Annotated in this window: 9 protein-coding genes; 2 read left to right on the top strand and 7 right to left on the bottom strand. The window is 51.8% G+C overall.

Annotated elements, in window-relative coordinates:
- Positions 1–12 precede the first annotated feature (12 nt).
- From VF575_00215 to VF575_00205, 3 genes are all read right to left on the bottom strand, one after another.
- Positions 13–1,365: a trypsin-like peptidase domain-containing protein gene (locus VF575_00215; protein HEX8182006.1), complete on the bottom strand. Its 1,353-nt coding sequence runs from the start codon at positions 1,363–1,365 to the stop codon at positions 13–15.
- 182 nt (positions 1,366–1,547) lie between these two features.
- Positions 1,548–2,318 carry a hypothetical protein gene (locus VF575_00210; protein HEX8182005.1) on the bottom strand — a complete coding sequence of 257 codons (771 nt, stop codon included), beginning with the start codon at positions 2,316–2,318 and terminating at the stop codon, positions 1,548–1,550.
- Positions 2,293–3,996 (bottom strand): LCP family protein, encoded by a 1,704-nt coding sequence (locus VF575_00205; GenBank protein ID HEX8182004.1) that lies wholly within the window; start codon positions 3,994–3,996, stop codon positions 2,293–2,295. Before VF575_00205 ends, VF575_00210 begins: the two co-directional genes overlap by 26 nt.
- A 221-nt stretch (positions 3,997–4,217) precedes the next feature.
- Between VF575_00205 and lepB the strand changes: the two genes are divergently transcribed.
- Both lepB and VF575_00195 read left to right on the top strand, forming a co-directional pair.
- On the top strand, positions 4,218–4,955 hold the full coding sequence (gene lepB, locus VF575_00200; protein HEX8182003.1) for a signal peptidase I: 738 nt from the start codon (positions 4,218–4,220) through the stop codon (positions 4,953–4,955).
- Positions 4,956–5,107: 152 nt separating this feature from the next.
- Positions 5,108–6,334: a hypothetical protein gene (locus VF575_00195; GenBank protein HEX8182002.1), complete on the top strand. Its 1,227-nt coding sequence runs from the start codon at positions 5,108–5,110 to the stop codon at positions 6,332–6,334.
- A 59-nt stretch (positions 6,335–6,393) separates the two neighbouring features.
- Here the strand turns inward: VF575_00195 and VF575_00190 are convergent, their stop codons facing one another.
- The 4 genes from VF575_00190 to VF575_00175 all read right to left on the bottom strand — a co-directional run.
- Positions 6,394–7,284, bottom strand: coding sequence for a ParB/RepB/Spo0J family partition protein (locus tag VF575_00190; GenBank protein ID HEX8182001.1), 891 nt, complete (start codon positions 7,282–7,284; stop codon positions 6,394–6,396).
- Positions 7,284–8,051, bottom strand: a complete 768-nt coding sequence (locus tag VF575_00185) for a ParA family protein (protein ID HEX8182000.1) — start codon at positions 8,049–8,051, stop codon at positions 7,284–7,286. The genes VF575_00190 and VF575_00185 overlap by 1 nt, the downstream gene beginning before the upstream one ends.
- A gap of 123 nt (positions 8,052–8,174) precedes the next feature.
- Positions 8,175–12,500, bottom strand: a complete 4,326-nt coding sequence (locus tag VF575_00180; protein HEX8181999.1) for a hypothetical protein — start codon at positions 12,498–12,500, stop codon at positions 8,175–8,177.
- 102 nt (positions 12,501–12,602) lie between these two features.
- Positions 12,603–15,145: hypothetical protein (locus VF575_00175; GenBank protein HEX8181998.1), on the bottom strand; the 2,543-nt coding region annotated here is incomplete at its 5' end.

Below are 15,145 nucleotides of genomic sequence, written 5' to 3'. Positions count from 1 at the left end.
AACGCACGTAGCCTAACTCTGCGGAGCTGCGCCGACCGTTACATTGACAGAAATCGTCTTACCGTCACGGATTACGGTCAGCTTAGTGGTTTCACCGACCGCTTTGCGACCAACCAGTGACGTCAGATTGCGGCTTTGATCAAGCTTCGTTCCATCGACAGCGGTTATGATGTCCTTTTCCTTTAGTCCAGCTTTGTCAGCTGGACTGCCCTCAATGATTGACGGCTGGCCGCCTTCCTCGGCCGGTGCGATATAAGCCCCGCTGGTGACATCAAGGTCGAGTTCTCTGGCGGCACCCGGTGTCAGTGGGATATAGCGGACGCCTAGATATGACCGTTCGAAGGTTCCATTCTTGAGCACCTGCTTGATCAGACCATTCACATCATTGATCGGTATGGCGAAGCCGATGTTTTGGCCCTGCCCCGATACTGCGGTATTAATACCGATGACCTGACCGCTGCTATTGACGAGCGGGCCGCCGGAATTGCCCTGATTGATGGCTGCATCGGTCTGGAATAGATCATTCAGATTTTCAACGGATGAACCAGATTCGTCGCCAGCTTGGACTGACCTGCCGAAGCCGGAGATAATTCCAGAGGTTACGGTGTTATTGAACTGGCCAAGCGCATTGCCAATAGCGACGACAATATCGCCGACTTGGACCTTGCCGGAATCACCAATTTCGGCCGGGACAAGCTTTTGGCCTTTGGTGTCGGAGATTTTCAGGAAGGCTATGTCCAGACTGTCGCTCTCACCAGTGCGGCCGACAACTTTGACATCTTCGAACTCAGTGCCGTCAGACAGCGTCACGCTAACGCTTGTCAGCCCAGCCGGTACCACGTGCCGGTTGGTAATGATAAGTCCGTCAGAAGATATGATAATACCGGTGCCAGCGGCTTCCTGGCTCCGCGGCGGTGCGGAAAATCCAAAGAAATCTGTTGGACCGGCTGATGTCGTGCTAACGACATTGACAGACACTACGCTTGGGCCGACTGTCTTGGCGATGGATGATATAAGCTGGCTTTCACTTGCCGCCAGATTGCGCTGACTGGCTGTTGTCCCATTCAGCATGGCAGTGTCTTGCCGGCCGGATGCACCGAGCCAACCTCCGAGAAAACCAGTCGCTAGACTGACTATCAGGACGAGCGCGGTGAGAAGGAATTTGAAGCGCCGCAGACTATCTGGCGATCGATCACTCCTCGGTGCACCCGAGCTGCGGCGTGACGATACGGTCGAAGGATTCGTCGATGGTGGTGTCGCATCCATAGCGGCCGCGTGCGTCGCAGCTGTCTCTACAGTCTCAGGATTAGCCGAGCCAGCATTTTTATTGTCGTCGTTCGTTGATGTGGTTGGCACCTCAGCCATACAGATTCCTCCCATTAATTTGACCATGTTTTACATAAGTATTGAGACGTATGCCGTGAAGCATATACGTAACGATAGATACCATTATAATCATATTTAATGAAAAATACCTGAACTCTTGCCGTGGCCTGCATGCTATTTGAATATCGGTAGCCCTGCCCGCATGCTACGGTTTCTTCGATTTAAGAAATGAGGTGCAGACCCTCGTAAAACAGTGAGGCGAGCAATATGATCATCGCACCGGCGCATACAAATATCAGCTCACGCCGTATTGTCAGTGATAATTTGTCGTAGTGTTCGAGATAGTACGTAGCGCCCAGTGTATAGCCAATAATAGACAAAAACAGCGTCGGCTGGGCAATCGGGCCGTCGCGGCCCGGATAAACCACCAGCAGATGCCCGAGCACCCACATGAGAGCCGCACCGAAATATCCCCACAGATAGGACAGCATTTTGGCATACGGCTCACTATAACTGTCAAAAAAGTGCCGGGCAGCTAGGTAGCAGATCAGGCCGGTTGCCAGCACTAGGCCGAGCAGCGGGCCTTCTGGCCAGGCTATAAACAGTGCCATCAGCCCTGCTAGTTGGCCAATCGCCGATTGGATCGATACTGGCAACGTGCCAGACTTGGGTTTGATAAATAGCAGCCAAACACCGTACACAACAGCCCAAATCAGCCGTATACTCAGGCTGTCTGTCTGCGCCATGGCTACGACAATGGCGATGCCAACCATGATGTCGACAGCATTAGCCCGCAGATTGGCGAGCCAAAACCTTGGCCGGACGGCAAATATACGCCATTTACTGAGGAATATGACGAGCAGCGGCAACCAAATTCCAATGCTGAGCGACGACAGCACGAAGACCGCTATCGGCAATGCTATACGAAAAGCGACGTGCAAGAGAGGCGCGACGCCTGCTGCTGGTTTAATTTTGTGTAATAGTGGACGCATCCTGTCCTAGTATTATAACAATATCTGCGTTTCCGCGCACTATTCCGGCCGGAAGCTGTTTGGATACTGTCTGGACGTGGTAGCGGGTCTTCAAATAGCCGAGCGTGTACTTTTTGGCACCGTTCGTAAAGTCGATGATTGTCGTCTTGTCGTAATCAGGTGTCGGCGCATTGTCGACGGTACCGACATTGTAGCCATAGGATTTGAGCTCGTCGCCCTTCTCTGTCGCCAAACCTGGCACAACGGTGCCGTTCAGTACAGTGACATTGGCATTTTCTTTGGTGATATAGCCGTCTTTGAGCTTTGAGCGGACAAAGGCTTGAATCTTGGAATAGTCTTCCAGTCCGGCGCGTGGCTGGACAACCGACAAACCGTTGATAGTACCAGTTGTCAGGAAATTATTGGGCGGGTCCGCCAAACCAACAGACTGAATCTGATTGTTCGGAATTTTCTTAGCCAGCGTCGCCATACGTGTCATGTCGTTTAGACTGATATCGGTCTGAACATTATCACCAAATGCACTCATCAGCTGCGACAGCTTGACGGGATTAGTCAGCGTCCCTTTGTTCAATACTTTGTCCTTGAGCGCCATTAGCACTGCGCGCTGGCGTTCCGACCGGGCAAAGTCAGAGCTGGTTTCGCGCGAGCGAACGTAATTCAGCGCTTGCTTGCCGTCAAAATTATTGATACCGAGCTTCGCGAGCACCGGGCTGCGGTTATTTTCCCAAGCCATACTTGGGTCATACAGTTGTTCCGGCGCATTGATGGTGACGCCGCCGACTGTATCGATGGCTTGACGGAACGCTTTGAAGTCAACCAGGACATTATAGTGAATCGGTACGCCCGTCACCCGTTCGACTACGCTGTCAGCACCCTGGAACCCGGCTTCAATCGCCTTTTTGTTGCTATTTGTGCTGTCCTGCTTGCCGAGATATTTGTATTTACCGCTCTCGTAAGCTGCATTGATCTTTTGATAATTCGAGATAAAGTTATTTGGCATTTTGGTCCACAGATCACGCGGTATACTGAGTAAAATCGCCTGATTATTGACCGGGTCAATACTGGCAACCATGATGGTATCCGTTAGGTCGCCACCGCTGTGATCCGAGCCGCCAATGCCCATCATTAACACATTGATCCGGCCGTCGCCTTCGCCCTTTAGCAAGGAGGGATCAACTTCAGCCTGCAGCGCAGCTGCACTGCCAGTGCCGTCAAATACCTTTTTGAGTTTGAAATATCCTTTGCCAAACAATAACCCGCCGACCGCCAGCAGGACCACGAGACCAACTGCCGTGCCACGAACAGCCCATTTCAAACTTCGGCGAAACTTACTGACGGGCTGCGTCCGGGATTTGGAACGACTGCGCCGACCTATGCTAGCGCGCTTGGGAGTTGGTTCAGTCGACGGCATAGCAGCCGCTTGTGTCTTTGGCGATGTTGTTGGTGCTGGAGAGAACATATTCCCGGCTGAGCGGCGCGGTGCGGCATGAAATCCGTCTGCCCGTCCAAAATCATTGATCCGGCGCTGCCCGGCATTCGTCGTACCGGTATGTGGTGTGCGGACGGCAGCCCGCGGTGCGGCTGTGTGACCACGCCTTGTGTGATTTGTATTTACAAAGAATCCATCGATTGCTTTGCTTTGCTCAGGTGGTCGGGTGCGTGTTCGTTGTATATCCATAACTCAGTCCAAATCAGTATAGCGTTAATGCTAATGACCGTAAACCTTCTTATGATTATTTGGTCACATTTTACATCAGTTAGTTAAATTATTGCATACATTTTTTAGTCAGCTTAATTGCTTCTAAATTGTAGTATTGAAGCAATTTTCTCACTATATACAAGGTACAGACAGGATAAAACATGTGCATCATCGGTCAAAATACGCTATAGTGAGCACGAATGAATCCACAACAAAATCCTGATAATATCCCTGGCCCGCAATTTCCAGACTCACCGAGTCCAGGCTCGTCAAATAGTATGCCGGGTAGCGCTCCGTACTCGCCCGCACCAACTTCAGGCGGGGCACCAGAGCCATACGTATCTCCACCGTCGCGGCACGAAACAGTCCGAGAGATTATTTCAACCATTGGCGTACTGCTGGCCGCGCTGGCGGTTGCCTTCGGGCTCATCGCCTGGGTGTTTCAATCATATGAAGTCGAAGGCCCAAGCATGGAGACGACGCTTATGAACAATGACCGCCTGATAGTCTGGAAAGTACCCCGTACTGTGGCCCGAGTCACACATAAGAGCTGGATTCCCAACCGCGGTGACGTTATCATCTTTGTCGAAAGCGGCTTGGCTCAGTTTGGGCAGGAAAATGACAAGCAACTCATCAAACGAGTCATCGCCCTGCCAGGCGAACGAGTTGTACTTGCTAATAGCGTTCTAACTGTTTATAACCGCGAACATCCTGAAGGTTTCCAACCTGACAAAACCATGAGCTATGGCTCAGTTATCGACGAGTCGAATGATACCCATAATCTCGATGTTACTCTAGCCAAAGATCAGCTGTTTGTCTGCGGTGACAACCGTCCCGATTCGCTCGACTCCCGTACCTTCGGTCCGATTGAAGCCCACCAGATCGTCGGCAAATTAGCGCTGCGGCTGCTGCCTCTCAGTGAGATTCAAAAGTTTTAAATCAGGCCGATCTGGGGACAGAAAATGTTTGTACGATACTGAATTATGGCCGCTGTGCAATAATTGTCAAAACATAAGGCTTGTTAATATTTTAAGCTGTATGCCAGCTACATAATGTGTTAGCATATACTAATAGGTTAATCATAAGTGGTATGAATAAAAAGTTACAACGACTACTTGATAAAGAGCTAACCCGCAAAGAATTTTTGGGAGTTATTGGGCTAGCATGCGTATCGCTATTCGGTGTTACCGGACTACTCCGCGAGCTTTCATCCTATGCAGCTACCCCATTCGTCAGTACCGAGCCGGACACCGGAACACCCACAAATGGCGCAACGGTGGTCTCTGATACGGCAGCATCAGGCGACAAAGCCATCAAATTCGGGCAGGACACTACTACTACTCATTATGTTCCAGCCACACCTGGGAGCTACAAGCCGTCATCTGCGACGACCGGCTATGCTCCATACGGCATAACACTAACACCCTACGGCGGCCAGTTCGGAGCCATTGTGAACGGCACACTGACGCTAGCAACTGCCGGAGTGACCATCAGCGGCTTCGACATACCAGCCCGCATTGTCATCCGAGCGGCAAATATAACCATACGCAAATGCCGGGTACGCGGCAATGCGACGCTGGCCAACAACAGCGCGCTAGTCGACTGCAACAATGCGGCAGTCGTGAACTGCATCGTCGAGGATTGCCTGCTGGTACCCGACCATCCATCCGTCTGGTGGAATGGTATGATCGGTCACGACTACACGGCGCAGCGCAATAATGTCTACCACACCGTCGACGGATTCGGGATCTATAACATTGCAAGTCGAAGCGCTCCAAATAATGTGAAGCTGTACGCTAACTACGTGCACGATCTGACGTATTACTCTCCCGATCCAAATCACGCCAGTGATACACCCGTATCAAAGACACATAACGACTGTGTTCAGTTGCAAGGCAACTCAAACACTGATATTCGCTGGAATAACTTCCAGGGCTTCTTCTCGACGACGGTTGGAGATACCCAGTATACGTCGACCAACAGAAATGCCCAAGGTGGCTACAACGTTTACCATCCATCGGTGACCGCAAACGCAGTCCTGCAGGTGACCCAAAACGTCGGGCCGGTAACGAACCTGATATTCGACTCCAACTGGTGCGACGGCGGCGGCGGTACGCTTAATATGGCTTCCAAGGGCGACGTAATTGGCAACACGATCGGTTCTATTACCAACAACAAATTCGGACGCGGACAGTACTATAAGGCATCTGGCGGCGATACAACAGTTACCTTCTTGTCGAGCGGCTTCAAATATGTTTCCACGACCGGTAATGTGTACGAAGACAACGGCAATCCAATTACCCTGCGTATAACCTAAGGCATCTAGCAGGAACGTCCTGGCAAACAAAAAACTCCTGCTTTCTCAATTTTCGCCGTTTACTCGCTTCGAAGTTTTTCAAGCAATTCAATGAGTCGATCCAGCTCATCATCAGACGCAAAACTGACTTCCAGCCGCCCGCCCTTCGCCGTACGCCGTATCGCCACGGGCGCACCAATGTATTTTGATAACTGTTTGGTTTGCGGCGTCTCTGTTTCCACTCGGGCTTTGACTGATTTTTTGTCCTTCACGCCGTCTTTGTGACTGGTTACAAAGCGCTCTGCCTGGCGTACTGACCAGCCTTCTGCAAGTATTAACTGGAGAAGTTCCGCCTGCAGCTCAGGCTGCTTCTTGAGCGCTAGAATAGCACGGGCATGACCTTCGGATACCTGCTTGTCCTGCAGTGCTTCGCGGGCCGGTGCCGGCAATTGTAATAATCGGACGGTATTGTTAATCGTTGATGGCGCTTTGCCCAGGCGCTCGGCAATTTTGTCATAATTCATGTTGAACTGCTGATGCAGCCGCTCGATAGAGACCGCCTGCTCCATAGGCGACAGATCAACCCGCTGGACATTCTCAATCAGGGCTATTTCGAGCTGTTCGAGCTCTTTGGTCGTCCGAACAATGACCGGCACCGTCTCGAGACCCGCTAGTTGCGAAGCACGCCAGCGGCGTTCGCCGGCAATAATACTGTATTCACCACTACCGAGCGGTGTAACAACGAGCGGCTGTAGGATCCCGTAGCGTTTAATGGAATCAGCCAGTTGTGCCAACAATTCATCATCGAAATGCGTCCGTGGCTGATTGGCATTTGGCACGACCTTGGCGATAGCAACCTTTTGTATGCGGTCGTCGTCCGTCAGCAATATACTGGTATCGAAGTTCTGCGGCAGCAGCGAATCAAAGCCCTTGCCGAGTCCGGTCATTTTGCCCATTTTGCCAAGCGCCATTATCCAATTCCTCCTGTTCGTTTTTGTACTTCTTTTGCTACCTGTTTGTACGCCCGTGCGCCCTTGGACCATTTATCGTGTTCATAAATTGTTTTCCCGAAGCTCGGCGCTTCTGCAAGCCGAATATTTCGCGGCACGACGCTTGCGAAAAGTTTATCTCCAAAGTGCGTTTTGATCTCGGCCTTTACTTGCTCCGACAGCGACGTGCGCTTGTCGTACATCGTCAGGACGACACCGAGCAGATCGAGCCGAGGATTCGTTGCTTCGCGGACTCGTTGCACTGTACCTAGCAACTGCCCCAAGCCCTCGAGGGCATAATACTCTGTCTGTACTGGTATAAATACGTGCGTCGAGGCCGTGAGGGCATTGATTGTCAGCAGGCCAAGCGCCGGTGGACAATCAATAACGATATATTCATATGCTGCCGTACGCAATGCTTGCTGCAGCCGGAATTCACGCTTTTCGAGTGGCCCCAGCTCCAGCTCGGCGGCGGCTAAATTTGGATTTGCCCGCAAGATATACAGACCGTCTATGTGCGTTTCGGCGATACCATCGGCCAGCTCTGCATAGCCGAGCAGCACTTCGTAGGTCGTCGCGGTGCTTTCCTTTTCGAGCCCCAGGCCGCTGGTGGCATTACCCTGTGGATCAAGATCTACCAGCAGCACCGGATGCTTGCTGTCTGCCAGATAGGCGGCTACATTAACCGCGGTGGTTGTTTTGCCCACTCCGCCTTTTTGGTTTGCAACTGCGATTATTTTTGGTGTCATAGTTCCCTGCTTAATTCACAGTATACCATTAGCTATTTTTGGCGCCAATCTAGAATCGGCTGCGGCCGCAGGCTTTGCGATCTCGACTATTTCATGGCTACGCATTTGGATGCAGTCTGCGGCCTATAGATTACAAGTATCAAGCGGCTGCTGAATCTCGGTTGCGAAGAATTTACCGCCGCGAAGCCTGATGTCCGGGCTGGCACGAGTCTGATTGTATGTCACCGTAAAATCGGTAACGTTGGCCACTGTCGTATCTATCACTGAGCTGACCTGACTGTCATCCATATCAAATATTGCCATAACGTATCGCACAGCAGCGTTGTTGATACAGTTAACGGGCAAAGCGCCCTGTGCGGCAACATCTGACAACCATTGAGACGATCCAAACACGCCGCTGCCATTGGCAGTACGCACAGACACCGCGGCATCTCCATCCGCCAGCAAGCCGTTGTACGATAGAGACGTCAAGGCATAATCCCCGCCGAGATCAATAACTTTTGAATATTTAGCGACACGGGCGGATGACGACAATGGAGTACTCTCGACGCTCGCATACTGCGTTGACGCATTAGAGCCTCCTGTCATATGCATGTAGCCCTCGTGCAGCGCACCACCGGCATTTTGGCGCGGGTTCGTAAATACAGACGGCGAAATGCGCCATGAGCCGATATAGCCAAAGGGCAATAATTCGGCGTAATACGTCATATTGGTAAGCGCCGAAGACGGCAGGCCGACATAACCGCCAGACACATAGACATAGCCGTTGGATACGCCGCCAATAGTACCGTACCGGCCCAGTGGCAACCTCGGCGCCGTTTTCCATGTAGCGTCCAGTGTGCCATCGCTGTTTATGGCGATAAACGAGCTACTCGACAGCACGGTACCGACGGCGTCCAAGCCTCCAATAGAATAGAGATAACCATTGGCAGCAAAAGCTAGCATCTGCTCGGTAGCGACCGGCAGCGAAGTTGTCGCTGCCCAGGCGCCAATGCTGCCGTCGCTACCAATCGAGGCGTACTGGATGCGACTGGTCGGGCAGTTACCGGTACAAGAGCTACCGCCGATATGGTAGAGATATGATTTGTATACCGCCAGTTTGCCGTCATGCAGGCCATTGCCCGGATTATCATCTCCCAGCATGGCTGTGCCCGTCTGCCAGGTGCCGAGCGTACCGTCAGCGTTGACACGGGCGTAATACGATGCATTTGTACCTGCGCTTGGATTAGCACCAACAAATGTACTCGTTCCCTGCGCTGCATATATATAGCCGTTACGGACAGCAAATCCGGCGCCGTACAGCGCCACCGGTAGCGACGCCCCGCTGAGTGTTGTCCAAGCGCCGACAACTCCCATGCCATTGATAGGTGCATACTGCACGTCGCTCAGCGCAACATTAGAACTGTTCTTGCCGCCCAGTACGTAGAGATAGCCTTTGTAGGCGATTGTACCGTGGCCGGACCGTGCCGTGGTAATACTAGCTGGCGACGTCGTCCAGGCACCAATCATACCGGAGCCGCCGGCATTGAGTGAGGCGTACTCAGTGGTATTTATTTGTGCGCCTCCAGAATTAGTTCCTCCCAATGCATAGACATAGCCATTGTATATGCCACCTCCATGATAATTGCGAGCTGCGATCAAACTATTAGTATTAGTCCATGACCCTATAGTGCCGTCACTGTTGAGTTTGGCATATTCGGTCGTGAGCGCTTGACCAATAGCGGTTGAGCCGCCAATTGCATATATATAGCCGTTATATGTACCGGCAGTATAGTAAAACCGGTCTATTAACATGGATGTGGTCAGATTCCAGGTGCCTAGCGTACCGTCAGCGTTGATAGCGGCAAAGTAGACAAGTCTTTCTGCGCCATCAATCTCATTTATGCCCCCCATGATATACATATAGCCGCCAATTGCAACCATTTGATGGGCCCGCATTCCTATATTTTTGAAGTCGCCGAGCGTCAGCCATTCCACCAGCGAACCATTGGTTTCCGATTGGATCCTGGCATATTGCACATCTTTGTATTCGATTAAGCTAGCGGTATTATCGTAGCCGCCAGACATGTACATATAGCCGTTGTAAGCCGCGTATGCGGCAAAAAACCGGTTTGGACCCGGAGGTTTGTACTGCACGCCGTTGACAAACCCTCCCAGACTACCATTACTGTTTATTGGCGCGTAGCGCATGTAGTTTACGCCAGGATCCGCTTGATACATTATTCCCCGGTAGGCCACCAGCGTCACATCGCGAGTAGCTACCGGCAGATTATTCGTGCCCTGCACCGTCCACGTGCCGATACTGCCATCGGCATTTAATGGCGCATACCGAACAAGCGTCGTTGAACTTCCGAAGTTAGCGGCCGTGGCGCCGCCGACTGCATATATATAGCCATTATATACAGTCCCTCCGAGCCGGGTCAGTGTAGTAGGCAGAACGGTAGTATTACTGAAGCTTCCGAGCACACCAGAGGCATTGGCTGACGTATATTGTATGTCCGAACAATATGTGGTGTTGACGCCGGCGTTCGTACAGGCCTGATCAGTTGCAGGATGAATACCACCGACAATATATACGTAGCCATTATAGGCAACGGCAGCCGATTCACGTCGTCCCGTCAGAAAGCTACTAGTCGTTTGCCATTTGCCAATTGCGCCATTTGCCAGTAGCGGCGCATAGTAAACGGTATTAGTATGGGCAAATGTACCGCCAAAAGTATAGATGTAGCCTCCACTGACAATAATGCCGTTTCTAAAGGTAACAGCTGGCAGACTGCTGGTCGCCGCCCAAGCATCAAGTGTGCCATTGGTATTAACGCGGGCATAATAGGTTGTCGCCGTACCAGTAGTACTGTCCGTCATTCCTCCGACGAGATACATATAGCCGTTATACATGCTAGTCGTGAGGGTATGTCGCGCACTAGGCAATGGCGTAGTTGCTGCCCATGTTCCAACGGTACCATCGGCATTGAGCGGGGCGTACTGCACGTCGCTCATAGCATTCGTACCGTCGTTTCCACCACTGATGTATATATAGCCGTTATAGACATCTGCACTGGCAAACTCACGGCCAGTCGCAAAACTCGTAGTGGCCGCCCAGGTACCGAGCGTGCCGTCACTATTGATCTTGGCATACTCGACTGCATTCGTAACACCGCTGGCCGTCCGGCCTCCCAAGAGGTACATATAGCCGTTATACGTCACGGCATTACCGTATCTGCGCGCCGTCAGTACGTCTGTCGCAGCGCTCCAAGTTGCACTAACAGTACCGTTTGTGTTAATGGCTGCATACCTGACATCATTTAGATACGTACTACTGTAGCCTGTAAGATTATACATATAGCCGTTGTAGGCGATAACGTTATTACCGTCTCTTGGCGTCGTATAGTAGCTCGTCGGACTGCCCGGCCAGGCCGCGAGCGTACCGCCCGATAGAGTGCCACGACTAATTTGTCCTGCAGGGTAGCTGACATTGCCCTCGTTATTGCCAGCCGTAAAATCCGAGGAGCTGGTCACGACCACCGTCGGATCTATGCTGACAGGATATGTCAGTGTGTCCATACCGCTTGCCCGGATGTGCAGTATTTCCCCGTCGAGCTCAAATCTTGCGCTGGCAGCATGCGTACGGTCACCGCTCTGCACAATAACTGGAGCCGGTACATTAAACAGCATATGGTCTTTGGCGGCTACTTTGCGGGCGTGTTCCACCTTCGCTTGATCGTCGTCACTGCCGAAGGTAATGTTGGTAAACAGCACAGGGTCAGCCGAGTATACGCCTATCGAACCATCCGCCTCCAGCTTTGCTTCCAGCGTTTCCGGCAAATCCATGTTGTATGCAAACTGCACATCGTTGCCGATATTGTGCGACAATACAATATCTTCCTTCATGCCATTGTTCTTGGCACTATAAACAATTTTCATGCCATCTGGCATGGCGTAGATCAGTTGCCCGTTTCGCTCTATGCCCTGGCCGACTGCGAACTGCGGAACCAGGCCAAATGACAGATCAGTGTTGGCGTCGTAATATTCAATTCCTTTTTTGCCGTCGACAGGCATATTGACAGCGTACAAGCTCGTATCTTTACTGCCTCCCCCGCCCATCTGCGCCTGTAGTGCAGCTGCCGCCGGAGCCGGTACATTAGAAGCAGGATTCGTGCCAGTATCAGCTGGGATGGCAGATTTGTTGAATTGCCACCGGCCGTTTTGGGCGTCGTAGGAGATTTTATCAGCTAAATTTGGATTGGTAGTACCGACTAGCTTCCTAGTAGCGGCATCGAGCAGATACGAGCGCTGCGTTTGTATTTCGATAACCGCCGGAGCCAAGGCGGTCACAAGTATTAGCGACGCCATGCCGAGTCGTATCAAGCGGCCATGACCGATATAGCCGGCGTGGCGGCCAGCGGATTGTAGTACCCTTGTAACTTTCCGTGCGTGCGAGTTTGTATTCATCTGTATGTATAGTTTCTGATGTATCTATATTTTAGCATAAACTCTTTGACGGATGTAGTACAGCCGCGTCCATGCAGATTCCGCCCAGTGCTTGACGCGTGACTAATACTTACTAAGATAATTCAGCGTGATATTACCGACCTGCGCCACGCTGCCGCTCTGGGCAGTCATGCGCACGCGGAGCGTTATGTATCCGCCCGCCGTATACGTACCGCCAGTCCCGCACGACGGTGTCATTGTAGTCCATGTTGATGTCGAACCAGGTGTGATAAATGTCGGTGTGCCGCCATCGGCAACACAGCTCGTGGCGGCACCGGTCGTGTCAAGAACTCCAATGCTCAGTTTGCTGTTAGTCGTATTTGTCGTATACGTGCTGACAGATATCGACGGTTCCCCACCGCCCGACCAGGCACTAAAGTCTGATGGTATTGGCACTTGCGTGACGACATCATAACTCTGCGACGCACCAGTCTGAGCCGTAGTCCATTTGTAGTAATTCATGCGGTTCGTCATATTGAAACCGCTTGTCATTGAGCCAGTGTTATTTGTCCCCGATGCATCTAGTACGGCACCGGCATATTCAGCCGTAAGTAAAATTGTCTGCGCATTCCGAGCCGTACCTGTCAGGACAACACCAGTGGCCGACAAGCTCACGCCGTTGGTAGTCGTTCCGGCCTGTAGTGTTCCCGCAATCGCCGTACCAGAGATATTGAGGCTACCTGATTGAGCAGTCCCTGGGGTAAATCCCTGCAATTTTACACCGCTCGTGTCAGTCAGTATTGTGCCGCTTTCATTTGGCAAAATGATCGTTCGGCTGGCAGTCAGCGCGGCCGACTGTAAAGTTATCCCAAAATTACTGGTCGTGCCGTCCGACAGGACGATCTGACCTTGTGTTACGGTGCCGCTCGCAGCAATCCGGCCGAGAGTAAGCTGATTTCCGAGAGGTCCAAATGAAGCGTTCACGTTGCTATTGACATCTTTAAGGTCAATTAGGTTAGCAGTTTGACCCGCTGAACCTAGAATGCCGATGCCCGAGTTAGATGCCGACCCGGTTGATGCAGACAATACGGCATTACCGACTGGTGCGGTGCTGGCAGCAAATATGCGACCACTGCCAGTTATACCTGCCTGCACACCGCCAGCCGAACTTCGAACTTGGAAGGCGTTACTGGTGGCGCTGGGTGCAGTCTGAATCACAAGACCGACATTAGTAGCCGAACTGGCGGTAATAACTGCGTCTGCACCGGTTACGGCAGTGGTTGGAGTGTTGACGTTAAAGCGGTTTGTCGCTGTTGTACCCACACCTAGGTTACCTAGTACGCTCGTATTTATTACAGCTGAACCAAGATTAATCTGCGTTGCATTAGTTGTACCTATATTTAGAGTAGTGGCACCGACCGTATCAAGCAGTGATGTCTGCACACTAGTGGTTCCCTGTAGCGTAGCGGCAATGCCTCTGCCAGAGATGTTGAAATTGCCGGTGTCGGCAGTACCGGGCGTACTGGCTTGTAGTGAGACGCCGGGTGCTGTATTACATGTAGAATAGCCGAGCTGCGCCGTCGTACTGGCAACAGATGCTATGGTCAGACACTGGCCGGCGCCGCCAATGGCAGTTGGTAGTTGCAGTGCGTAGCTGGCAGCGGTAACGCCGGCTTGCAGATACACGCCAAAGCTATTCGTTGCATTAGCCAGTTCCAGACGGCCTGCATTGGTACCGCCTACACCGATTGTAACAGTACCTAGGGTTGAAGAATCTCTGGTTGCAGTCAGTATATTGCTTGCACCTGCTTGCAGTCGAATGCTGGCGGCACTATTCATCAGGTAACCTGTGGTATTTGAGCCATCATAGCTGAGTCCGAAAATTTGGTTTTGGTCAGGACTCGTGACAGCTATACTTGGCTGATGGCCAGCAGCCCTGGCGTCGAATACATTAATAACGCGCGCCGTCGCACTAGCTGTGCTTGGCACGCCGAGAGCGAGAAGCTGGCCGAAATTGCCCGGATTTTGTAACGGTATATTAATCTTTGTCTGCACCGTGCCGCCAAGCGGTGTAACAAAGTTAGAAGTACCACTCGTGCCAGTAAACACCAGCGCACCACCGGTTGTTATACCCGAAGTACTCACCAGGTTTCTGACTTGCACCTGCTCCGTAGTGGTGTCGACACTCAGGACATCTATATTGGTTGTCCGAGACGATACCCGAAACGCAGTACCATTATCGGTACTCGGCCGGATTGTTGTCCGCCCAAAGGCATCGACACTCCATACAGCAACTGACTGATATGAAAATTCTATAATTGGGGCGAATGACGTTTTATTAATATTTATTGTTGTCCGCGTACTGGCATCAGCCTGGACAGTTGCTGGCGCAAACTGTAGATAATTGCTATTTGCCTGCGTCTGTGTCAACAAATTATACGTCCCCGCCGCTCCCTGGTCCTGCACCACAAAGGTCTGGTTGCCACCAGTTGGTGCAGCGAGAGTCAGGTTGCTCGTAAAGTTGGTCGTACCATTAAACTGCGCCAACTGTCCTGCCTGGAAGGCATACGGCACAGCGGTGAGGCTGAGCCGAGGATTCATTTCACCGTCGTAAGACGGAGTAGCTGTTTGGGTGGTACCACCAATATTCATGGTGACGTAGAGAT

Source organism: Candidatus Saccharimonadales bacterium, assembly GCA_036388415.1.
Lineage (GTDB): Bacteria > Patescibacteriota > Saccharimonadia > Saccharimonadales > UBA4665 > UBA4665.
The sequence above is the reverse complement of the archived record's forward strand: the minus strand, read 5'-3'. Positions and strand labels throughout refer to the sequence as shown.

Bases quoted from the DNA above. Each gene is read 5' to 3' on its own strand.
- VF575_00195 (HEX8182002.1), top strand. From the start codon at position 5,108: ATGAATAAAAAGTTACAACGACTACTTGATAAAGAGCTAACCCGCAAA.
- VF575_00185 (HEX8182000.1), bottom strand. From the start codon at position 8,051: ATGACACCAAAAATAATCGCAGTTGCAAACCAAAAAGGCGGAGTGGGC.
- VF575_00210 (HEX8182005.1), bottom strand. From the start codon at position 2,318: ATGCGTCCACTATTACACAAAATTAAACCAGCAGCAGGCGTCGCGCCT.
- VF575_00215 (HEX8182006.1), bottom strand. From the start codon at position 1,365: ATGGCTGAGGTGCCAACCACATCAACGAACGACGACAATAAAAATGCT.
- VF575_00180 (HEX8181999.1), bottom strand. From the start codon at position 12,500: ATGAATACAAACTCGCACGCACGGAAAGTTACAAGGGTACTACAATCC.
- lepB (HEX8182003.1), top strand. From the start codon at position 4,218: ATGAATCCACAACAAAATCCTGATAATATCCCTGGCCCGCAATTTCCA.
- VF575_00190 (HEX8182001.1), bottom strand. From the start codon at position 7,284: ATGGCGCTTGGCAAAATGGGCAAAATGACCGGACTCGGCAAGGGCTTT.
- VF575_00205 (HEX8182004.1), bottom strand. From the start codon at position 3,996: ATGGATATACAACGAACACGCACCCGACCACCTGAGCAAAGCAAAGCA.